Source organism: Lysinibacillus cavernae (genome assembly GCF_009724685.1).
Classification (GTDB): Bacteria; Bacillota; Bacilli; order Bacillales_A; family Planococcaceae; genus Lysinibacillus; species Lysinibacillus cavernae.
The window spans coordinates 47,159-68,447 of record NZ_WMEF01000017.1 but is presented as its reverse complement, the minus strand read 5'-3'; the positions used below and the strand labels follow the sequence as shown (position 1 = coordinate 68,447).

21 protein-coding genes, 17 tRNA genes and 1 pseudogene are annotated in these 21,289 nt (G+C 37.4%); 31 read left to right on the top strand and 8 right to left on the bottom strand.

All coding sequences use genetic code 11. The features are described 5' to 3' along the window. Window positions 1-81: 81 nt before the first annotated feature. The 17 genes from GJU32_RS21745 (at window position 82) to GJU32_RS21665 (ending at window position 1,673) form a co-directional block, all read left to right on the top strand. Window positions 82-158, top strand: a tRNA-Asn gene (locus GJU32_RS21745). Between the two features lie 5 nt (window positions 159-163). After that, window positions 164-255 (top strand) — tRNA-Ser (locus GJU32_RS21740). A 24-nt stretch (window positions 256-279) separates the two neighbouring features. After that, window positions 280-354, top strand: a tRNA-Glu gene (locus GJU32_RS21735). Window positions 355-370: 16 nt separating this feature from the next. Further along, window positions 371-446, top strand: a tRNA-Val gene (locus GJU32_RS21730). Window positions 447-471: 25 nt separating this feature from the next. Beyond that, window positions 472-546 (top strand) — tRNA-Met (locus tag GJU32_RS21725). 3 nt (window positions 547-549) lie between these two features. After that, window positions 550-625, top strand: a tRNA-Asp gene (locus GJU32_RS21720). A 15-nt stretch (window positions 626-640) separates the two neighbouring features. Next, window positions 641-716 (top strand) — tRNA-Phe (locus tag GJU32_RS21715). A gap of 9 nt (window positions 717-725) precedes the next feature. Next, window positions 726-801, top strand: a tRNA-Thr gene (locus tag GJU32_RS21710). Window positions 802-810: 9 nt separating this feature from the next. After that, window positions 811-894 (top strand) — tRNA-Tyr (locus GJU32_RS21705). 13 nt (window positions 895-907) lie between these two features. Then, a tRNA-Trp gene (locus GJU32_RS21700) sits at window positions 908-981 on the top strand. A 12-nt stretch (window positions 982-993) separates the two neighbouring features. Then, window positions 994-1,069: transfer RNA gene (locus GJU32_RS21695), tRNA-His, on the top strand. 32 nt (window positions 1,070-1,101) lie between these two features. Next, a tRNA-His gene (locus tag GJU32_RS21690) sits at window positions 1,102-1,177 on the top strand. Window positions 1,178-1,209: 32 nt separating this feature from the next. Further along, window positions 1,210-1,285: transfer RNA gene (locus GJU32_RS21685), tRNA-His, on the top strand. A 19-nt stretch (window positions 1,286-1,304) separates the two neighbouring features. Further along, a tRNA-Gln gene (locus GJU32_RS21680) sits at window positions 1,305-1,379 on the top strand. A 7-nt stretch (window positions 1,380-1,386) separates the two neighbouring features. Next, window positions 1,387-1,461 (top strand) — tRNA-Gly (locus GJU32_RS21675). Between the two features lie 8 nt (window positions 1,462-1,469). Then, a tRNA-Cys gene (locus GJU32_RS21670) sits at window positions 1,470-1,543 on the top strand. 49 nt (window positions 1,544-1,592) lie between these two features. Continuing rightward, window positions 1,593-1,673: transfer RNA gene (locus GJU32_RS21665), tRNA-Leu, on the top strand. A gap of 268 nt (window positions 1,674-1,941) precedes the next feature. On the opposite strand, the gene GJU32_RS21660 is transcribed toward GJU32_RS21665, so the two are convergent. Then, window positions 1,942-2,166 carry a tyrosine-type recombinase/integrase gene (locus GJU32_RS21660; protein WP_230875118.1) on the bottom strand — a complete coding sequence of 75 codons (225 nt, stop codon included), beginning with the start codon at window positions 2,164-2,166 and terminating at the stop codon, window positions 1,942-1,944. A 166-nt stretch (window positions 2,167-2,332) separates the two neighbouring features. Then, window positions 2,333-3,154 (bottom strand): DUF2785 domain-containing protein, encoded by an 822-nt coding sequence (locus GJU32_RS21655; protein WP_155593993.1) that lies wholly within the window; start codon window positions 3,152-3,154, stop codon window positions 2,333-2,335. Window positions 3,155-3,594: 440 nt separating this feature from the next. Between GJU32_RS21655 and GJU32_RS21650 the strand changes: the two genes are divergently transcribed. The 7 genes from GJU32_RS21650 (at window position 3,595) to GJU32_RS21620 (ending at window position 9,978) form a co-directional block, all read left to right on the top strand. Further along, entirely contained in the window at window positions 3,595-4,359 is a 765-nt protein-coding gene (locus GJU32_RS21650) for a class I SAM-dependent methyltransferase (RefSeq protein ID WP_155593992.1), read from the top strand. 292 nt (window positions 4,360-4,651) lie between these two features. Next, window positions 4,652-5,002 carry a hypothetical protein gene (locus GJU32_RS21645; protein WP_155593991.1) on the top strand — a complete coding sequence of 117 codons (351 nt, stop codon included), beginning with the start codon at window positions 4,652-4,654 and terminating at the stop codon, window positions 5,000-5,002. 546 nt (window positions 5,003-5,548) lie between these two features. Next, a complete protein-coding gene (locus GJU32_RS21640; protein ID WP_155593990.1) occupies window positions 5,549-6,094 on the top strand; it encodes a GNAT family N-acetyltransferase in 546 nt (181 codons plus the stop codon). A gap of 70 nt (window positions 6,095-6,164) precedes the next feature. Further along, window positions 6,165-6,920 (top strand): phosphotransferase family protein, encoded by a 756-nt coding sequence (locus GJU32_RS21635; protein WP_338016795.1) that lies wholly within the window; start codon window positions 6,165-6,167, stop codon window positions 6,918-6,920. Between the two features lie 149 nt (window positions 6,921-7,069). Beyond that, on the top strand, window positions 7,070-8,101 hold the full coding sequence (locus tag GJU32_RS21630) for an ABC transporter permease (RefSeq protein WP_155593989.1): 1,032 nt from the start codon (window positions 7,070-7,072) through the stop codon (window positions 8,099-8,101). A 2-nt stretch (window positions 8,102-8,103) separates the two neighbouring features. Continuing rightward, entirely contained in the window at window positions 8,104-8,793 is a 690-nt protein-coding gene (locus GJU32_RS21625) for an ABC transporter ATP-binding protein (RefSeq protein ID WP_155593988.1), read from the top strand. 99 nt (window positions 8,794-8,892) lie between these two features. Further along, window positions 8,893-9,978 carry an S-layer homology domain-containing protein gene (locus GJU32_RS21620; protein WP_155593987.1) on the top strand — a complete coding sequence of 362 codons (1,086 nt, stop codon included), beginning with the start codon at window positions 8,893-8,895 and terminating at the stop codon, window positions 9,976-9,978. 39 nt (window positions 9,979-10,017) lie between these two features. Here the strand turns inward: GJU32_RS21620 and GJU32_RS21615 are convergent, their stop codons facing one another. Beyond that, the gene (locus tag GJU32_RS21615) at window positions 10,018-10,764 is read right to left on the bottom strand and encodes an arylamine N-acetyltransferase family protein (RefSeq protein WP_155593986.1); all 747 of its coding nucleotides are present in this window, start codon (window positions 10,762-10,764) and stop codon (window positions 10,018-10,020) included. A 186-nt stretch (window positions 10,765-10,950) separates the two neighbouring features. Between GJU32_RS21615 and nagB the strand changes: the two genes are divergently transcribed. Further along, complete coding sequence (nagB, locus tag GJU32_RS21610; RefSeq protein ID WP_155593985.1) at window positions 10,951-11,664, top strand: glucosamine-6-phosphate deaminase; 714 nt, start codon at window positions 10,951-10,953, stop codon at window positions 11,662-11,664. A 21-nt stretch (window positions 11,665-11,685) separates the two neighbouring features. Here the strand turns inward: nagB and GJU32_RS21605 are convergent, their stop codons facing one another. Continuing rightward, complete coding sequence (locus tag GJU32_RS21605) at window positions 11,686-12,579, bottom strand: DMT family transporter (protein ID WP_155593984.1); 894 nt, start codon at window positions 12,577-12,579, stop codon at window positions 11,686-11,688. A gap of 120 nt (window positions 12,580-12,699) precedes the next feature. Here GJU32_RS21605 and GJU32_RS21600 point away from each other — a divergent pair, with 120 nt between their 5' ends. Then, complete coding sequence (locus GJU32_RS21600; RefSeq protein WP_155593983.1) at window positions 12,700-13,602, top strand: S66 peptidase family protein; 903 nt, start codon at window positions 12,700-12,702, stop codon at window positions 13,600-13,602. A 65-nt stretch (window positions 13,603-13,667) separates the two neighbouring features. Further along, window positions 13,668-14,003, top strand: a pseudogene (locus tag GJU32_RS23260) (cytidine deaminase). Window positions 14,004-14,048: 45 nt separating this feature from the next. Here GJU32_RS23260 and GJU32_RS21595 read toward each other — a convergent pair. From GJU32_RS21595 to GJU32_RS21585, 3 genes are all read right to left on the bottom strand, one after another. Then, on the bottom strand, window positions 14,049-15,635 hold the full coding sequence (locus tag GJU32_RS21595; RefSeq protein ID WP_155593982.1) for a catalase: 1,587 nt from the start codon (window positions 15,633-15,635) through the stop codon (window positions 14,049-14,051). A 305-nt stretch (window positions 15,636-15,940) separates the two neighbouring features. After that, entirely contained in the window at window positions 15,941-16,450 is a 510-nt protein-coding gene (locus GJU32_RS21590; protein ID WP_155593981.1) for a hypothetical protein, read from the bottom strand. Window positions 16,451-16,465: 15 nt separating this feature from the next. Then, on the bottom strand, window positions 16,466-17,155 hold the full coding sequence (locus tag GJU32_RS21585; protein WP_155593980.1) for a B3/B4 domain-containing protein: 690 nt from the start codon (window positions 17,153-17,155) through the stop codon (window positions 16,466-16,468). A 59-nt stretch (window positions 17,156-17,214) separates the two neighbouring features. On the opposite strand from GJU32_RS21585, the gene queG reads away from it, so the two are divergent. Then, a complete protein-coding gene (gene queG / locus GJU32_RS21580) occupies window positions 17,215-18,345 on the top strand; it encodes a tRNA epoxyqueuosine(34) reductase QueG (protein ID WP_155593979.1) in 1,131 nt (376 codons plus the stop codon). Between the two features lie 70 nt (window positions 18,346-18,415). Next, window positions 18,416-18,889 (top strand): tRNA (uridine(34)/cytosine(34)/5-carboxymethylaminomethyluridine(34)-2'-O)-methyltransferase TrmL, encoded by a 474-nt coding sequence (gene trmL, locus GJU32_RS21575; RefSeq protein ID WP_155593978.1) that lies wholly within the window; start codon window positions 18,416-18,418, stop codon window positions 18,887-18,889. Between the two features lie 41 nt (window positions 18,890-18,930). Here the strand turns inward: trmL and GJU32_RS21570 are convergent, their stop codons facing one another. Next, window positions 18,931-19,776 carry a VOC family protein gene (locus tag GJU32_RS21570; RefSeq protein ID WP_155593977.1) on the bottom strand — a complete coding sequence of 282 codons (846 nt, stop codon included), beginning with the start codon at window positions 19,774-19,776 and terminating at the stop codon, window positions 18,931-18,933. A gap of 390 nt (window positions 19,777-20,166) precedes the next feature. Between GJU32_RS21570 and GJU32_RS23255 the strand changes: the two genes are divergently transcribed. Both GJU32_RS23255 and GJU32_RS21565 read left to right on the top strand, forming a co-directional pair. Further along, window positions 20,167-20,337, top strand: coding sequence for a hypothetical protein (locus GJU32_RS23255; RefSeq protein ID WP_196426776.1), 171 nt, complete (start codon window positions 20,167-20,169; stop codon window positions 20,335-20,337). A 79-nt stretch (window positions 20,338-20,416) separates the two neighbouring features. Next, complete coding sequence (locus GJU32_RS21565; protein ID WP_155593976.1) at window positions 20,417-21,247, top strand: aldo/keto reductase; 831 nt, start codon at window positions 20,417-20,419, stop codon at window positions 21,245-21,247. The last annotated feature ends 42 nt before the right edge of the window (window positions 21,248-21,289 follow it).

The following is a 21,289-nucleotide window of genomic DNA, read 5'->3' as shown; positions in this document are numbered from 1 at the left end:
GTTAAGCTCTTTAGCGCCGATGGTAGTTGGGGGCTTCCCCCTGTGAGAGTAGGACATCGCTAGGCTGTACACTAAAATTATTCCGAAGTAGCTCAGTTGGTAGTAGCACCTGACTGTTAATCAGGTTGTCGCAGGTTCGAGTCCTGCCTTCGGAGCCATTCTTGGAGAGTTGTCCGAGTGGCCGAAGGAGCACGATTGGAAATCGTGTAGGCGGTTAACACTGTCTCAAGGGTTCAAATCCCTTACTCTCCGCCAGCACTTTGATTTATTCCAGTTATAGGCCCCTTGGTCAAGCGGTTAAGACACCGCCCTTTCACGGCGGTAACACGGGTTCGAATCCCGTAGGGGTCACCATTTTTAATACCCAGATGGAGGATTAGCTCAGCTGGGAGAGCATCTGCCTTACAAGCAGAGGGTCGGCGGTTCGAGCCCGTCATCCTCCACCATAATTATATATCCAAATAGTATTATCGCGGGGTGGAGCAGTGGTAGCTCGTCGGGCTCATAACCCGAAGGTCGTTGGTTCAAATCCGGCCCCCGCAACCAAATGGTCCCGTGGTGTAGCGGTTAACATGCCTGCCTGTCACGCAGGAGATCGCCGGTTCGATCCCGGTCGGGACCGCCATTTTTTATAAAATATGGGTCAGTAGCTCAGTTGGTAGAGCATTAGATTGAAGCTCTAAGTGTCGGCGGTTCGATTCCGTCCTGACCCACCATATTTTTTTGCCGGTGTAGCTCAGTTGGTAGAGCAACTGACTTGTAATCAGTAGGTCGTGGGTTCGACTCCTATCGCCGGCACCATGTATTACCGGAGGGGTAGCGAAGTGGCTAAACGCGGCGGACTGTAAATCCGCTCCTTAGGGTTCGGCGGTTCGAATCCGTCCCCCTCCACCAGTTTTATTATTACAGGGGCATAGTTTAACGGTAGAATAGAGGTCTCCAAAACCTTTGATGTGGGTTCGATTCCTACTGCCCCTGCCAATTAATTTTATGGCGGTTGTGGCGAAGTGGTTAACGCACCTGATTGTGGTTCAGGCATTCGTGGGTTCGATTCCCATCAGTCGCCCCATTTAATTTAAAATCATAAAATATAGTAATATGGCGGTTGTGGCGAAGTGGTTAACGCACCTGATTGTGGTTCAGGCATTCGTGGGTTCGATTCCCATCAGTCGCCCCATTTAATTTAAAATCATAAAATATAGTAATATGGCGGTTGTGGCGAAGTGGTTAACGCACCTGATTGTGGTTCAGGCATTCGTGGGTTCGATTCCCATCAGTCGCCCCATTTATATGTAAATAACTTTTGGGGTATAGCCAAGCGGTAAGGCAACGGATTTTGATTCCGTCATGCCCTGGTTCGAATCCAGGTACCCCAGCCATTTTTTTGCGGAAGTAGTTCAGTGGTAGAACACCACCTTGCCAAGGTGGGGGTCGCGAGTTCGAACCTCGTCTTCCGCTCCAAGTATGATGGCGGCATAGCCAAGTGGTAAGGCACAGGTCTGCAACACCTTTATCACCGGTTCAAATCCGGTTGCCGCCTCCATATATTTTAATTGATAATCGGTTTATCCGATTTTTTTTATCTCCATTATGCCGGTGTGGCGGAATTGGCAGACGCGCACGACTCAAAATCGTGTTCCTTTGGAGTGTCGGTTCGACCCCGACCACCGGTATCTTCACGTTACGATTAATAAGTTTAGAAAGCTCATAAACCTTGATATAACAGGGTTTGTGAGCTTTTTGTATTTTTGGGGTTACGATAAGAATCGAAATTATTTTACACACAGACAGGTTCACTTTACACAAGTTTTTACACAAGCTGCGATCTGGGAAAACGGGATTGATTAAGGGAAGCAAAACAAAAAAAGTCCATGTTTATTTTTCAAACATGAGCTTTTTAATAAAATTTAATTTGGACATTGTAAGGCGTTAATTGTTCTTCTACTGATACATTTCTGTAAAAGTATCGATTGCCAATTGATCGTTTTCTTCAATGGTTTCTTTTAGAAGATGTGCATAAGTTCTCATTGTTGTTTCAATGTCTTCATGACCTAAGCGTTTACTTACGTATTGGTAAGACGCTTTCTTGTGCAATAAAATACTACCATGAGTATGTCTTAAACCGTGCATTGTAATAAGTGGTCGAATATTTAATTCGAGTAACACTTTCTTTAAATCATAATTTGCTCGTTCATTTGTTATTACTTTGTATATTGACTTTCATTATAAAACACTAAATGATGTTCATTATCTGGAGGTGTTTTTTGTTTGCCAGTTACCACATTTGAAGTGGAGACGGACAGGTGCGTGTGCTTTCCCCTCATTTTTTTAATTAGGAATAGTATACTTTTTCTACTTTATATAATGTATGCTCGATAGTCGAGCAGAGAACGGCATCCACTTTGTAAAATTTAACTCGAAAGTATAAGCTTTTCAAAAAATTCTTTATATTATTTTTTTGCTTAAAGGCAGGGAGAAATTCAGAATTTTTCTCAACATCACCAAAACTTTGAATCCATTGCTCTACATAAGTCTGACTAAGTATTTTTCTATTTAAAACACTAATTATGGATTTTACCATTCTCTCATCTTCCCCATCGGAGTAAATTCGATCTGTTATGGTCATCTTTTCGTAAACCAAATCGAGGATAGTTAAGAGGTCATTTTTATCCAGTTCGGAACATTGAGCCAAATATTCTAAAGCATCTGCTGCATGGGCTATAGCATGAGCCCATCCTTTTTCTTCGTCATACCCACGGTAATCTCGCTCTTCTTGTACATTGTAAAATACTTTTTCTTTTATCTGATGAATTTGCTCTTTTGAGAGAAATGGTGATTCTCTATGCCTCATGAAGAGGAGCGGTATGACTAGCATGGAGAAAGATCGAGTGAAGACAGAGTCTGTATTTGTTTCACCAAGCTTAAAAAGCAAATGGTTTTTATCCAAAACAACCGGTAGAAGTTGTTCTAGTTCGTTTGCTGTTAGAGAATTATCAGGAATCCAATGTGATAAGGTTGTATAAATTAGCTCATCACGTAGTTGGGCATCCACAGAACCGATGTTATTTATCATTTCTAGTATCAACTGGAATGTATCGGGGGGGGCTTGGTACCCATTTTCTTTTATTAATATCAACTTTTCTTTTAAATTCATTTTACATTCTCCTATTAGAAATTTTCTGAACTAACTTTTTCAAGGGTTTCTACTGACTATACGGCTTCTTCCCTTACTATAAGGTACAGATAGGATCAGAGACAATCCGCAATAGCAGAAAGAAATAAATTATTTCCAAGCGGTTTATTTCCAGATAAAGTCCATTAAATTCCACCTCCTTCCATTGTATTTTATACGAAAACTTGCTATCTAAAAAACTTCCCCACCCGATTTTAGGATAAAGAACCCATATAATAATTTTCATAATTTTCCTTGTAAGTTAATGTTTAGTTAATTATCATTTGTATATTAAATTAAATTAATCCAAAGTGCAATAACTAATGGAATTTAAATTTTGGGCGTGAAGAACATCTACTGATGCGAGGTAAATTTTATAGAAGAACGAATATGAATCATAATCGGAAAGAGAGGGAAATGACATGAATGAACAAAGTATAAAAAATAAAAAGGCTTGGGAATATCGAGCTTATGAATATTGGAACAAAAGTTATGGAGCTCCCAATGATTTAGCTAATCAAATATTGGAGGATCCCAAATCTCATCTTAAAAAGCATAAACAATATTTTGAACAGATTGAAGGAAAAAAGATTGCCAATCTTTGTGGTTCAAATGGAAGAAAAGCTGTTCCATTAGCTTTACTAGGTGCAGAAGTAACGGTATTTGATATTTCAGAGGAAAATAAAAAATATGCATTAGAATTAGCGAAAAATGCAAAAACTGCTATGAACTTCATTGTCACTGATATTTATGATATAGACTTAATAAAGTATCAAGGTTATTTTGACATGCTTTATCTAGAAGGGGGTATACTACATTATTTTAATGATATTGATAAATTAATGGCAATTTTATATTCACTACTAAAAAATAATGGGCAAATGGTTCTGAGTGATTTTCATCCTTTAAGAAAATGTATAAATACTGGTGGCAAGGATTTTAATTATTTTGATAAGGAATTTCAAGCTGGTGATGTAGCATACAAAAATTTCTTTGATGAAAATGAACAACAAGACTTTCCCAATGTTTCAATTAGATTATATACTCTAAGCGAGATAATAAATTCAGTAATCAAATCTGGTTTCAAATTAGAAACATTTGATGAGCATCGTGGATGGAATAATGAAAATATCCCGTGGGAATTTACTATATTAGCTTGTAAATTGAAAAAGGAATCTAATTTGTAAAAATAGAGCATGACCTAAATGAACAATTAAATGGCTCCTTATTTATGTTCAATTAAAGATATATTTTTAAATAATAAAACGTTAAGAAATTTCAGGATGAAAATCCTGAAAAGTGGGAGCCATTTAAGGAACAGTATGGGTTTACTCAAACACCAGCTATATAATAGTTCGATACGTGATATAATAGAATGGTGTGATAATGAATAAAATCCTTAATTTTACATAAAAAATGATGGGTAAAATTTATGATTAGTATTAAAAGAATCATAATTCTTTTGAAAGGGTGATCATAATGAAAAAGATTTATATTTATCCGAAATTAGCAATGGGGTTTAGAGGGTTTGCAACAGGCTTAGATAGAGAAGGATTCTTTTTGAAGAAAAGGTCAACGAGACTAAAAAAAAGTATAGAAAATTCATTGAAAGAAAATAATTTGAGTTCTTTTAACGTAGAAGTTACTCATGGGTTTGAATCTCCAGAGGAATTATTAGAAAATGGTGGCGTTTTGGTTTTGATTTCTCCCTACTTAAAAAGTTTACTTGGTCACATTGATTTTTCTAAAAGTGGATACTATCTTTTATCTGAGGCAGAATATAATTCTGAAGATATTGATAACATCTTAAAATATATAAAAACGCTGTAAAACTATAAAACGAATAAGATTAAAAGAAAACTATTGAAACGCAGAAAAAGTATTTAGGTTAACTATTGGGAAGTAAAACAGGGATGTTTATATTAGCATTCTTGTTTTTTTATTTAATACAACAGTGTGTATCAGGGCGTTCTCCATAATCGACTTTATTATAATGAAAGAAAGTCAATGATCATTTAATAATCTTGATACTATGTCCAGAAAATAGACAACACATTTTTTATCGATGGGTCAGTAAGAGCTTATCAGCAAGCAGCTATATATATAAGGAAAGTTTGTTTTACACAAATTTTACACATTACATTTACGAAGCCTAATAATATCTATACTTTTATTTCGCCATCGACCACCGATATCATAGATAGCTTGTTCAAGCTCTCAAAAGCAGCGTTTCTTTCTTTTTGTAAGAAGCGTTTTTTAATTGATTAGGTTTTACAAAACATCGTGCGAATGAGTCAAATAATTTTGTGCAACCAAAAGAGGAGATGAATACATAAATATTGAATAAACAGTAAATATGAAGGACGGTGTGGAAAAATGATTATAAGGAAAGCTAAATTGTCAGATGCAAAAGAGATAGCTAAGGTTCATGTAGATAGTTGGAAAACAACTTATAAAAATATTATGCCTGCCGAGTATTTAGAAAAATTGTCTTATGAGCAAAGAACGAAATTATGGATAGGGAACATATCTAAAGTCGATAATTATGTTTACGTTGCTGAAAATGGTGATGGGGAAGTTATTGGATTTACTGATGGTGGTAAGAGAGCTGAAAATGAAATTGAAGGATCTGGGGATTTAACGTCAATCTACATTTTAGAACAATTTCAGGGTCAAGGAATAGGGAATAAACTAGTCAATAAATTGTTTACTAAGTTGAAAGCGTTAGGCTATGAGAAAATTTTTGTTGAAGTATTAGACGATAATAAGTCGAAGTTTTTTTATGAGAAATTGGGAGCTAGGTTGGAAAAATCGGAAAAAATCAAAATAGGTGATAAAGACTTAGACTTACTAATTTATGTATGGGGCAATATCGATTCTGTTCTTTATCAAACTGGGAAAAGTGTAATGGGAGATCATTAAAATTTGTAGCTTAGGTGGTGAAAAACTTGCATCCCATACAGTTAAATGAAGTCCCTAAAGAAATAAAGAAATAGTTGAGTATGTTGGAGGCGTTATCAATATTTCTTTCCCAAGACAGGGGCATACATCGGATGTAGGTATTCTCAATTGTGGAAGAGGAACATTTATTTTAAAAAGAACAAAAGGAGAACAATTTTGCTCATGGCTATCGAAAGAAGTGTCTGTCCTTAAAAATCTATCAACATCTACATTATCTGTTCCGAGTTTGTATTATTTTATCGAACAACAATTAGAAAATCAGTCATGGGCATTAATGGAATATTTAGAAGGAGAGACAGTGAGAAGTGCCCTAGAAAACGAAGATAATGAAGAAAACAGACATGAAATAATATTTAATTTTGGTAAGGTACTTTCTGCCATTCATTCAACCCCGTGTCCAGGGGAGTTAGTGACGGAGACAGTATGGATCGATGATATGCTGGGACAGGCAGAATTTAATTTGAAAAATTATGAGGTAGATGGGACTTCAGAATTGTTAGATGAGCTGAAAAAGAATAAACCAAAGATCATTCAGCAAACACTTGTGCACGGCGATTTCACGATCGATAATGTTCTTGTACATAATCGCAAAATATCGGGCGTTATTGATTGGAGTAGTGGTGCTTTAGGTGATCCACGGTATGATGTTGCTTTAGCAGTACGCCCTAAACCACAAGCATTTGAAACAGCAAAAGACAAACAGATTTTTTATGAGGGGTATGGCGCAAAGCTACTAGACAAAAGCGACTACAATTACTTTAAAAATGGATTATATGAATTTTTTTAAGTTAATAAATTTTAAACCGCTCTATTGGACCAAACATGTCCTATATAGAGCATTTTTTATTTAATCTCTCTAATATTAATGATTAGTTCATGTTCTGTTCATGTAACAATTTTAAGCTATGAGTAATCAAAGAAATGGAGGGGTTAGTAATGAATCTTGCCTGGAAAGAAATTAAGAAAAATAAAGTACGGTTTATAATCTTGGGCTCCATTATCTTCCTAGTAAGTTTTTTAACATTTATTATTTCAGGTTTGGCAAATGGCTTGTCACAGGATAATGCAGCATTAATTAAAGATTTACCTAAAGGACAATTTTACATGGCTGATGATGCTGATGGTACGTTTAATCTTTCAAGAATCGATAACGATCTCCAACAGAAAGTGATGACAAAGGAAAAAGATGCGGTGGCCTTTTCGATTCAGATGGGCTTTTTAAATGACCGGGACGATAAACAGCAGAGTGTTGCTTTTGTTACATCTACCGAATCCACACTGTTTAAAAATGTACATCAAGGTGAGGTACTGTTAGATAGCTCGTTACAAGATAAGGGAATTCAAGTTGGAGATACTTTAACGAATAATCAATACAGTGGTGAATTCATTGTTAAAGGCTTTGTAGAGCAAAAGAAATACAGCCATGCACCTGTTGCTTATATTAGTGAAGAGGCTTATCACGAGATGTATCGAGTAAATAACAAGCAGTTAATTTATGTACCGAATAAGGAACCAAAAGAATTTAAAGGGCTACAAGCGTATAGCAATAAAGAATTTCTCAACACAATTCCGAGTTATAGTGCGGAACAGCTGTCTTTAAATATGATTATATGGTTCTTAGTCGTGATTAGTGGCATGTTATTCGCTATTTTCTTCTATATGATGAATGTACAAAAAATTGGCTTGTATGGCATATTAAAAGCGATTGGTTTAAAAACAAGTAAGTTGTTCAAAATGATCTGGACACAAATGGCTATTATTACAGTCATCTCCCTTTTTGTATCTGTCAGTCTTAGCCAACTATTTAATTTAGTTGCACCAAAAGGAATGCCTTTTACATTAACGATTGCCACAACAACACAGTTATCCATCGTGTTTCTTATTATTGGCTTTATTGGAGCTACATTATCAGGGATACAAATTAAAAAAATTGAACCGTTACAAGCAATACAGCAAGGGGAGGCTTAATCATGACGTTATTTACAATTGATGAAGTAAGGAAAACGTTTAAAAATGGTGAAGTCGAGGAGGAAATTTTAAAAGGTATCAATCTTTCTCTAAAAGAGGGAGAGATTACGGCATTAGTAGGTGCATCAGGCTCAGGGAAAAGCACACTTTTAACAATAGCTGCAGGACTACAGCCTGCAACTTATGGGCAAGTCCTTTTTGAAGAGCAAAATCTTATGACGATGAGCACCGAACAGGTACGAAAATTGCGGGCAAGTAAATTCGGCTTTGTTTTTCAATTTGCTCATCTCGTACCGTTTCTTACAGTGGAAGAGCAGCTGTTATTAATGCTCGAGGTTGCTGATTCTTCATTAAAAAAGCACGAACAAAAGCATGAGGTAAATCGCCTATTACAATTAGTTGGAATGGCTCATCGTATGACAGCTTATCCTTCCTCTTTGTCAGGTGGAGAAAAACAGCGAGTAGCAATTGCGCGTGCTATAATCCATCAACCGAAAGTATTGTTTGCTGATGAACCAACAGCTAGCTTAGACTCACAGCGTTCTAAAGAGATTATGTTGTTGCTAAGAGAATTAACGAAAACATTAAACATTACAACATTAATGGTGACGCATGATGAAGAAATGTTAGCCTATGCTGATCGTATCATTAAAATGAGCGATGGTGTCGTATTACCAAGTGCTATGTACTAATATGAAATACCACAATCATATCTTTTATGGTTGTGGTATTTTCATATGAAGAGTAAGAATTGGCTTAGATGGGTAAAGAATCGATGGAGGAGGGATAACATGAAGAACCTATTGAAGATAGTATGTTTGATCCTGATAACTGTAGCACTATTACCTAAGGATGTACGAGCAGCAAGCTTTAAAGATTTAGTGGATGATACATTGACGACAGAAATCGATTATTTAGTGGAACAAGGTATTGTGAAAGGCTACTCAAACAACCTATTCATGCCGAATGAAACTATTACGAAAGCACAGGTAGCTGTGCTGCTAACACGTGCTTTAGGACTAAACACAATCAACGTACAAAATCCAAACTATCAAGATGTATCGACGGCTAATAAATATTACAAAGAAATTTCTGCTGTACAAAATAAAGGAATATTTGATACAACTCATAAATTTAACCCAGATGCACCGTTTACTAGAGGGGAAATGGCTATTGTGCTACAAAGAGCCTTTCAATTAAAAGGCTCAGACCCTTATTATTTTTCAGATGTAACGGAGCAGACGCCAGGCTATAAGGAGATTTTAACACTAGCTCATAATCATTTAATAAGAGGCTATGAGGATGGATCATTTAAACCACATGAACCAGTCACACGTGCCCACTTTTCAGCATTTTTGGCACGAGCTATGACCCTGTCTAAACCTAATCTGTTAAAAGACTCTGCTTTTGTTTATACGTATGCCTATTATTCTGTAAGCGATCATAAGCGGTATATGCTAAATTATCAATATGATCATCATGACGGTAAAAATGATGTATGGACCGTTCAAAATTTAAGTACAGAACAAACATTTCCTGATGAACTTTTATATGGTCATGATCGTATATATGGTCAAGCCATTGCTAGTGATGCTACCACACATTATGATCTATATTTGGAACTACCACTTAGAATAGGTGTCATTTTACATGAGGATGACGCAGGAGTTACTTCCGGTGTACGAGTGACGGTTAAAACGACTAACGGTACTGTTCAAGCTGGTGAGGTACAATATTCGGGTGTCGTGATACTTGAAGAAAGATCCATCTATAGTGATGTAGTGAAAACCTATTATTTTGTAGATGATATCGGTTTAGTGAAAGAGTTACACAATGATATTGTCGTATTTGAGTTGCTCAATCGTACAATGAAATAAACATAAAGCAAGCCTACTTTTCGAAGTGGGCTTGCTCTTTTAGTCATGTAATGAGATATGAAAAAAACGCTGTAGGGCTTGTAGCCACTCCTTGTCATTGTGTGTTGTATAGGTTGTTAAGGATGACCCTTCATAGATTCTAAACTCGTTGTTCATCATGGTGTGACGTCCACGAGTAGTTCGAATCATAGCGATTTTGTTTTTTTGCTTAGAGAGTCGTGGTGCAAATTTCGCATCATTTGCATCATCGTGAAAACTATAAAGCAAACGCCAACTCTGTTTGATTTGCTCGAAAAGCATCCAACCATTTGCTTCATCACGTTCTATTTTATATAACTCTCGTCCTTCACGGAGTTGATGCCCTGCAATTAATGGTACTGGCTTACAAGGGGCTAAAGCACCGACACCTACATCAGAAATATAGTATTGTCCAGCAACATTTACCAATAAAAGTTGATGCATGGGAAACTCTTCTGGAAGGGTATCTTCAGCTACGTTGCGCCAAAATTGAGCATAGCGATTTGTTACAGAAAAGCCAAGTTCCCGCAAGAGCCAACTAAATAAAATATTGAGTTCAAAGCAATTACCGCCACGTCGTTCAATAATGATTTTTTGAAATAAATCAGGAATAGCGAAGGAGATACCACGGTTCAAGGCAACATCTAAATTTTCATAGGGAATGGTTAGTAGATGTTTCGTCTGCAACTGTCCAAGTAGTTGTATGGAAGGCTCTAAAGTTCCTTGAAATTGAATATGCTGTAAATAGTGCTGAATCTGTGCATTCATAAAATCGCCTCACTTCCTTATTACTAACATAACCGAAATAGTCTAAGATTACACGCATAAACTTAAAAAGGAAATGATAGAAAAATAGCTGAATAACTAGTAAGATTAATATATTAGCTACTATAAAGTGAAATATTTTACATTTTAGTTAATAATATTGATGGTAAGGTAGGTATGGTAAACGGTATGAAGTGGATAGCAGTAAATACATATGAGGAAATAAGCGAGGTTGCAGCGAATATTTTCTCGAAGCAAATACAAGAGAAGCCAAACAGTGTTTTAGGATTAGCAACTGGTGGTTCACCTGTCGGTATGTATAAGGAGTTAGTGGCTCGACACCAGGCAGGTCGTTTATCTTTTAAGGATGTCCAAACGTTTAACTTGGACGAATATGTAGGACTTGAGCAAGCAAGCCCAGCAAGCTATTGGACATTTATGCACGAGAACTTATTCAATTTTGTGGATATACTGACAGAGAATATACATTTGCCGAATGGTAAGTCAGAAGATTTAGCTGCTGAATGTGTTGCTTATGATGGGCGTATTGAAGAAGCGGGAGGTATTGATTTACAGCTTCTTGGAATCGGTGTAAATGGTCATATAGGCTTTAATGAGCCAGGCACTCCGTTTGATGCGACGACGAATATTGTTGAATTAACAGAGTCCACAAGAACAGAAAATGCTGTTTACTTTGATAACCTATCTGAGGTGCCAACACATGCGATCACAATGGGTATTCAATCCATTATGAAGGCCAAGGAAATTGTCCTTATTGCCTTTGGAGAAAAGAAACTCGATGCGATCGAAAAATTAAAAAGTGGTCATGTGACAGAAGATTTCCCAGCAAGTCAATTATTAAACCATCCTAATGTTACGATTATTTATGGTGGTACGAACTAACAATAATAAGGCAAAGACCTCTTATGAATGAAGTCTTTGCTTATTTGTTTTTCCTGATAAGATAACCCCCGCAACAACTGCTAGTCCACCAATAAGTTGGAATGTATGTAATTGCTCCTCTAGAAAAAGGACAGCAAAAATAGAGGCGAAAACAGGGATGAAGTTTAAATAAATGCTCGCCTTGCTCGCTCCCAGCTGTACGACACCATTATTCCAGCAGAGAAAAGCAACAATGGAAGCAAAAATGCCTACATATAAAATAGCCGCAATAGTAGACCATTCCCAATGAATAGAGATTGTATTCGTTTCATAGAGGTAAAAAGGAAATAACACAATAGCCCCCAGTCCAATCGTTATGATAAAGGTGGACTGCCCTGGTAAACGAGTTGCATACTGTTTGATGAGCAATGAATACACACTCCAACAAAACACCGCAGCGATAACAATTAAGTCACCTCTGTTGAAAGTAAAGTCTACTATACTTGCCAAAGAGCCACCAGTAATAATAAAGACAACACCACTAAGCGATAAAACCGTCCCTAATAGCTGGAATATGGATAGTTTTTCTTTCAAAAAAATAAAGGAGAGTATGTAAATCATAATAGGTGTAAAAGCGTTCATCAATGAAGCATTAATGGACGTTGTGTAATGCAGTCCTATATAGACAAGGGTATTAAATGCTGCAACGCCTGTTAATGATAAAATAAGGACGATGAACCAATGTTCTTTCAACATCGGCCATTCACGCTTTAATTGGCGAAGAGCAATTGGTGAAAACACGATAAATGCCACACACCAGCGTAGAAAGGCTAGTGTTAATGGAGGGATATTCCCACTAACGGCACGTCCAATCACAAAATTACCACCCCATAAAAGAGTTGCAAGCAACAATAATGCATATGGTGGGATTTTCATAAAGCTGTAACTCCTTTATTGTTAGCTATTATGGTCAATTATAGGTGCTAGCCTTAGGAATAATCAATGCCTCCTATGTTTTGCTATGCTAAAATGAGGAAAACAAGAGGAGGAATAAATGTGAAAAGTACTGTACCATGTTTACAAAAGGGCGACCTAGTCGGTGTTGTTGCACTTTCAAGTCTTGTAGAGCCTGAAAAACTAGGGGATGCATTATCCTTTTTAGACGAATTGGGACTTCGCTATATTGTTGGCGATACGATCCATGCAAAACATGATTATTTGGCAGGTAGTGATGAGGTAAGACTAGCTGATTTTCATGAAATGGTGAAAAATCCTGAAGTGAAAGCAATTTTTTGTGCGAAGGGTGGCTATGGCTCTGCACGAATAGCTGAAAAAATTGATTATACTTTATTAGAGGAAAATCCTAAAATTTTCTGGGGCTTTTCAGATCTTACATATTTACATTGTGCGATCAATGAGTATGCCAATATGGTGACATTTCATGGTCCGTTGCTTATGGCGGCGAGTAGGATGGATGATTTATCGAAGAAAATGTTTTTACAACTATTTTCCCCGATTGAAATTCAGTATACAGAGGCTATTTCTTCATTAACAACGATTGCTGGAGGTGTTGCACGTGGTGAAATGATTGGCGGAAACCTTTATCGCCTTGTCAGCACATTAGGAACCAAATTTGAAGTGAAGACTGAAGGTCGAATTTTATTGATAGAGGACCTAGATGAGACGATACCCGTAATAGATTCAATGCTTCAGCATTTAAAACAAGCAAGAAAGTTCGAACAGTTAGCAGGAGTTGTCGTTGGTTCATTTACACAGACAGGATCAGATGAAGCAGCACTGCATGTTTTAATGAAAGAGTATTTTGCCGATTTAGGGATTCCAGTCGTAGCAGGTTTTAAGATTGGACATGAAACAACGAATATTGCTATTCCATTAGGTGCAGATGCTATTTTAGACGCAGACAATAAAGTGTTGAAAATATTACCTGGCGTGTATTGACTATATGGAGATGGAAGATGGGTATTGAAAAAAAACTATATGAAGCAGCGGTAGCATTAGCATAAATAAGATACCTTTGTGGTTGCGGAGGAGCGGCAGCTTATATTCCGAAGATGGTCAGATCTTAAGATGTTTTGCCAGAGGTCATTAAGATAGCTACTAAATTATGTGCTATTCTTGAGGCGCATAAATTTAATGTAAAGGGTACGCATTCAATTTGTGTTGCTAGAGAAAATGAAGAATCCGCATTCGTAGTACTTTCACCGTGTGGGCTCTGCCAAGAAAGACTTTTCTATTGGAGAGAGCATGTGAAAGCGGCGATTACGAATACGGATGGTGAACTGGTATGTAAATCATTAAAGGAAATTCAACCTTATCATTGGGTTAAGGCCTATGAATAATGCAAAAAAGACATTACACAAAAATGTAATGTCTTTTTTGCTTAGTTAATAAGGCTCGGCATCATGTCCTTTATTAACCGCATCGTTAGTGGCTTTATCGCCATCAATATTGCCAAGTGGCTTTGAAGGAGAAGAATCCTTTCTAGCCTTATGCAATCCTTCTTTTAGTAAGCGGCCATATTCTTCATCTGCTTCTTCTGCTAGAGCAATCATTGCATTTTGAATAGCCATATGACAGACCGATAAATCACGAATTAAATTTTCAAGCAGCTCATCGCGCTCCCATTGCTCAAAGCTACGGTATGTTTCACCAGCTTGCTTGGTATTACTTTGACGATCAATTGATTCGCGAACAAGATTCCCTTCTACAAATGGTGTATGTTCTTTACCAGTTTGTGTCGCTTCTTTTAAACCATTTAACATGGATGGCTCATAATTGATATGTGGATTTTGACCAGGTGCTACATCGCGTTTATACATCATTTGCCCACCGTTTTGATTGGTTGCTACGTGCTTTTTAGGCGCATTAATAGGCAATTGGAGATAGTTGGCTCCTACACGATGACGCTGTGTATCTGAATAAGAGAAAGTACGACCTTGTAACATTTTATCGTCAGAAAAATCTAAGCCATCGACAAGTACCCCTGTGCCAAATGATGCTTGTTCTACCTCTGCAAAATAATCTTCAGGGTTTTTGTTTAACACCATTTTGCCGACTGGATACCATGGGAATTGATCGTTAGGCCAAAGCTTTGTATCATCCAATGGATCAAAATCAAGTTCAGGATGTGGGCCATCCTCCATAATTTGAACGTTTAGCTCCCATTCAGGATATTCACCGCGTTCAATCGCATCATATAAATCTTGAGTAGCATGATTAAAATTTTTCTGTTGGATTTCTTCTGCTTCTTTTTGTGTTAAATTTTTAATGCCTTGTAGTGGTTCCCAGTGATATTTGACAAGGACCGCTTTGCCTTCATTATTGACCCATTTGTACGTATTAACGCCAGAGCCCTGCATCATTCGATAGTTAGCTGGAATGCCCCAAGGTGAGTACACAAATGTTACCATATGGAAGGTCTCTGGTGAGCTAGCACAAAAGTCAAAGAAACGTTCAACATTTTGAATATTAGTGATGGGGTCAGGTTTAAAAGCATGGATCATGTCTGGAAATTTCATTGCATCACGGATGAAGAAAATCTTCAAATTATTGCCCACTAAATCCCAGTTTCCATCCTCTGTATAAAACTTTACCGCAAAGCCCCGAGGATCACGTAATGTTTCGGGAGAGTGACCACCATGTATAACGGTTGAAAACCGTACGAAGACAGGTGTTTTTTTTCCTTTATCTTGAAAAACTTTTGCACGCGTATACTTAGAAATTGGATCATCACCAGCAACACCATAGGTTTCAAAATACCCATGGGCACCTGCACCACGAGCATGGACAACTCGTTCTGGCACTCGTTCTCGGTCAAAGTGACTCATTTTCTCTAAAAAATCATAATTCTCAAGTGTTGCAGGACCGCGATTACTGACAGTTCTTAAATTTTGATTGTTGGTAATCGGATGTCCCTGTCGATTTGTCAATGTTGTATCTCGCTCATGTGATGAATCATTTTGCTGCGTCATTGTATGACCCCTTTCCTATAGATACTTCCATTTTGTCCTTCAATGGGGCAAACTAGACATCCAAATTATTTGCTTTATTATTTGAAAGCCAATAAAAAAGCTCTCCATACATAAATGTAGGAGAGCCTTGGATGGCGTTTTCAAACGGAATTAAGTTGTCTGAGTATGGCTTTTGCCTATAGTTGGTCATTAGTCATCGGTCATACAGTAACAGGTAACTTGTTATTGGTTTCAGGTAAGTTAGCTCAAAAGCTAAATTTGAAAACAGCACATCCAACTCGGTTTGGAGTCTCACCGCCCCGAGATTAGAAATAACGAGAATCGTCAAAGTTAATTTGTATACTATAATTTTTTGCATTAATAAGATTGGATAGTTTATGTGCATCTTTTTCGAGCTTCATTGCACGTTCCCGATATTCATCAGGCTCATACAAGGCGATTTCGTATAACATTGTATTGTCACCATAGCCAAATCTTACACTTTCTTTTTCACGCATACTGAATTCTTTACAAAATTCAGCCTCGGCACGAAGCTGTGTTGCCAGTTCAATTGCTTCTACTAGCGCTAGTTTTTCCCCTTTAAAATCTACTGAGTGTTGGATGTTTGCTTCATATACTAAACGATCTAACGTACGTGCATCTAGACGAACTTGTGCTAAATCAGCTTCTATAAGGGGGAGATTACGATTACTTGTTTTAGGAGCTTGTCCCTTTTCCACTGTCACAAAAGCACTGCGGTGTAATTCACTAACAAGCTCTTGCGTTTTCTTTCCTAAAATACTTTTTAGTTTAACAGCTTCTGCAAGATTAATCACGAAAACACGTCCTTTTTATAGTGTTGTAGATGGTGCATCATTTGACAAGAGGGCGATTTGATAATGACCGCCATGAATTTGGTTGAACATTTTCCCTGCTGATGCAAGAAGTTCGTTTGCTGATTCAGTTGTTAATGATGGTCTGAGGTAAAATATATGTAATGCCTCGGTCGTTTCTTCTGTAACAGCTGTACGTTTAGAATCAACAAAAGGTGAGCCAAATGCGCCTATTTCATCATAACTATATAGAATATTTGTTAATGTATTAAACCGCCCATTTAAACCGTCATAACCAATTTCATCATGACCAAGAGCAATATCTACAAAGCCTTTGATTTGGGCAATATCATATAGACCAATTGGCGTTTCGTATTGGAGAGAGAAAAAATTATTTAAATCAACACCTGAATGGAACGGTGTTAAATAGTTTTGCTTACTAATTCGACGCATTAAGCTTTCTGCTGAATGACGATAACGGTTTGGATCAGCACCAAGCTTTTTCCATAGCTGTCGCCATTCTAATATACCCTCGTATTGTGTCACAGGGTGATTCTGCATTTCTAGAAAGAGATTTTCCTGATACAATTGCATACGACCTTTTATCATTTGGGGCGATTCTGCTACGACAATTTTGGTATAATGAATAATGCCGATTTTTAGCTCGGGATGTTGTGCTAATAGAGATTGGTTAATGGAAATTTCCAATGAACATCACCTACTTTATCTATTTCTATTATTGTACCATGTAAGGAGTTGGAAATAAAATGAACATACATGACCTACAACGTGATTTTGTGGCATATGCAATGTCCATTGGCGTTGATAAAATAGGTTTTACAACAGCAGCTCCTTTTACAGAATTAAAAAATAGATTGCGTCGCCAACAGGAGCTTGGCTATCAGTCTGGTTTTGAAGAAAGTGATATTGAAAAACGTACCGAACCCCTTCAATTATTAAATGAAGCAGAGAGCATTATAGCGATAGCTGTTGCTTATCCTTCACGTATGCAAAATGCACCAGTTGGTAAAAAAGGTGCACGACGTGGGATTTTCTGCCGAGCTTCATGGGGTGTCGATTATCATACAGCATTGCGGGAACGCTTGAAATTATTATCTGCTTGGCTTGAGGAGCATGTCGAAGGTGTACGTATTGAATCGATGGTAGATACAGGAGCACTTGTAGACCGAGCTGTAGCAGAACGTGCAGGCATAGGCTGGAGCGGAAAAAACTGCTCCATAATAACGCCTGAATTTGGTTCTTATGTGTATTTAGGAGAGCTCATCACGAATATACCATTTGCGCCAGATAAGCCAATAGAGGATGAATGTGGAGAGTGTCGCTTGTGCTTGGATGTTTGTCCAACGGGCGCATTAATTGAGGGAGGGCAACTGAATGCACAGCGTTGTATTGCCTTTCTTACTCAAACAAAGGGAACACTTCCTGATGAATTTCGTAGTCATATCGGTAATCGTCTCTATGGCTGTGATACATGCCAGACAGTATGTCCGAAAAATAAAGGGAAAATTAATTGGATACATGAAGAATTCAAGCCAGATCCAGAACTTGCTAAGCCATTACTGATACCTCTTTTAACGATTTCTAATCGAGAATTTAAGACGAAGTTTGGTCACGTCTCAGGCTCATGGCGTGGGAAAAAACCTATTCAACGTAATGCCATCTTGGCACTTGCTCATTTTAAAGAGGAAGCTGCCATACCAGATCTAATCTCTCTTCTTGAAAAGGATGATCGTCCTGTAATCCGAGGCACAGCTGCGTGGGCTTTAGGCAAAATAGGTGGCGAAACGGCCAAATCAGCATTGCTTGAGGCCCAGTTGAAAGAACAGGATGAAGAAGTACTCGCTGAAATTCACAAAGGGTTGCAGTTTTATTACTAAGGAACGGAACTCCGCTCAATTTGAACAAAAAACCTAATCAAAGAAATTCTTAATAAGGAAGTGTACCGTTATGCCATTGCATATCGTTTTATATCAACCAGAAATTCCAGCTAATACAGGAAATATTGCTCGCACTTGCGCTGGCACTAATACATCACTGCATTTAATTCGTCCACTTGGTTTTTCGACAGACGATAAAATGCTGAAACGTGCGGGCTTAGATTATTGGCATAGTGTGAATGTTGTCTATCATGACTCACTGGATGATTTTATAGAGTACTCTAAAAATGGAGATGTTTATTTAATCGAAACTTATAGTGATGAGCCGTTCACGACACATGATTTTAGTGATAAAGAACATGATATTTACTTTATGTTCGGGAAAGAAACTACAGGTCTGCCAAAGGACTTTGCGTATGAACGTCGAGATATGTGCTTGCGTATTCCGCAAAGTAATCATGTACGTTCACTCAATTTATCAAATACCGCTGCTATTGTTATTTATGAAGCATTGAGACAACAAGGATACCCAGGATTACAATAAAAATAGCAGTTCTCCAGACAGGAGAACTGCTATTTTTATTACTAAAACTTCAATAATACAACATTGCCAGCAGGGTCCTCAGTCTGGAATCCTCCGTGAATATCCAAAACTGGTGCACCTATTGCACGAAGGTTTTCCTTCATGGTTGCTGCTTGTTTTTCATTATCTAAACGCAACGAGAATGTTTTTAAGCCGACTTGATTTTGTCCAAGCTTTGGCGCGTTTTCTGAGTGCCAAGTGTTTAAGCCGATATGATGATGATAGCGACCTGTAGAAATAAATAATGCTTGGGAACCATAGCGAGTGACAATGTCAAAACCTAAGCCCTTTGTATAAAATTGCTCCGCTTCTGCTAAGTTGGCGACAGATAAATGAATATGTCCCATCACTGTGCCAGTGGGTAGACCATTCCAATTTCCATCAGCTTCTTCTAAGATAGAACGAATATTAAGTGGTTCTGTTACCATATGCACATGATCGTTATGCCATGTCCATTCACTTTCAGGACGATCTGTATAAACTTCAATACCATTATGATCAGGATCATTTAAATAAAGTGCTTCACTGACATCATGATCAGAAGCCCCAAGATAGACACCTTTTTCATGGAAATGAGTAATAATATTTGCTAAATCACGGCGAGTTGGTAATAGTAGGGCAAAGTGATAAAGTCCAGTCGTCATGTGAAGCTTTTCTTCCACTGTTTCTGGTTGAACAATTGTTAATAAAGCTGTTTGACCATCAGCTGTTAAAGTAGCTTTATGAGATTCTTGCTCTAATACTTTAAAGCCGATTATGTCTTGATAATATGATAAAGAGCGTTGTAGATCACTCACTTTTATTTCAACATTTGTCACATATGTGTTAGGTTTTTCATGAAAATGCATAGAGGATACCTCCGATTAGTTATTATTTTTCATTAAGTTACTTTATGTAAGTTAGTTTATTTTAAAAATAAGAGAAAGTCAAGTATTTCTATTGTTCCACAAAAAAAGAAAATCACTAAGCTCTTCTAAATGCTTAGTGATTTTCTTGAGTTATTATTTGTCTGCTTTGTAGTCGCCTTCGTATCCAGCAGTGAAAATAGCTGTTAAGAAAGCAACTGTTACACCAATGATTAATAATAATTTCATGGAAGTAACCTCCTCATGTTATAAAGCAATCTCTTTTTAGTATAGCCTATCTACTATAAAAATGAAACGACATAGCAGAATAAAATATGTCAGAAATGGTTCAAACATCACGATATCGGGAAAAGTATAGGAGAGGTGATGAAGATGGAAAAAAAGGTGCCAAATATTGAAAATGGTACGATGGCGAGAGATATGAAGGAATTAAAAGATTTGGGCAAACAGATGGAGCATTTACGTGACGGTCTAGAACTTGCAGAGGATGAGCGGATTGCCGATCCCATTCAATTGGAAGATGTTGAAATAAAGAAAAAGTAGTGTTTAGAACAGCCGCCTTATTTTTCTTAAATCCAATTTTTTGTATAATGGTACTAGGAAAAGAAAGGGGTTGTGCTTCTTGCATTTACAATCAACGAAAACATTATCAAATGGCGTAGAAATGCCTCGCTTTGGCTTAGGCGTTTATAAAATGACAAAACGTGAAGAAACATTACAGGCTATTGATAAAGCACTTACATTTGGTTATCGAGCTATTGATACAGCGTCCTTATATGGTAATGAGGTAGAGGTAGGGGAAGCTATTCGTCATTCAGGTGTTAAGCGTGAAGATATTTTTGTTACGACAAAAGTATGGAATAATGACCAAGGATATGATGAAACATTACGTGCATTTGAGGTTTCCCTAAAAAAATTAAATATGGATTACCTCGATTTATATTTAACTCATTGGGCTGTTCCTGGAACATTTGAAGAAACATATCGAGCAATAGAACGCCTATACGATGAAAAACTAATTCGAGCGACAGGTGTATCGAATCATCATGAGCATCATATAGAAAAAATACTGGCAAAGGCGAATACCGCGCCAATGGTCAATCAGGTTGAGGTACATCCTTATTTACAGCAACAAGCATTGAGTGCATTTTGCAGTGAACATCAAATGGCTGTTACTGCATGGTCACCACTAGGACGTGGAGGTGTACTTGCTGATCCTACAATTGTGGAAATAGGGAAAGAAATTGGAAAGACTGCTGCTCAAGTAGTGTTACGTTGGCATTTGCAAAATGACACATTGATTATTCCTAAATCAGTGACATCAAGCCGAATCGAGGAAAATGCACAAATATTTGATTTTGAATTAACACAAGCTCAAATGGAGAAAATCGCTACTTTAAATCGTAACCAACGATTTGGGCAAGATCCTGATCATTTCAAATTTGATTTTTAGTAAGATAAATTAATCCCGCTCTCGAAGTGAGAAGCGGGATTT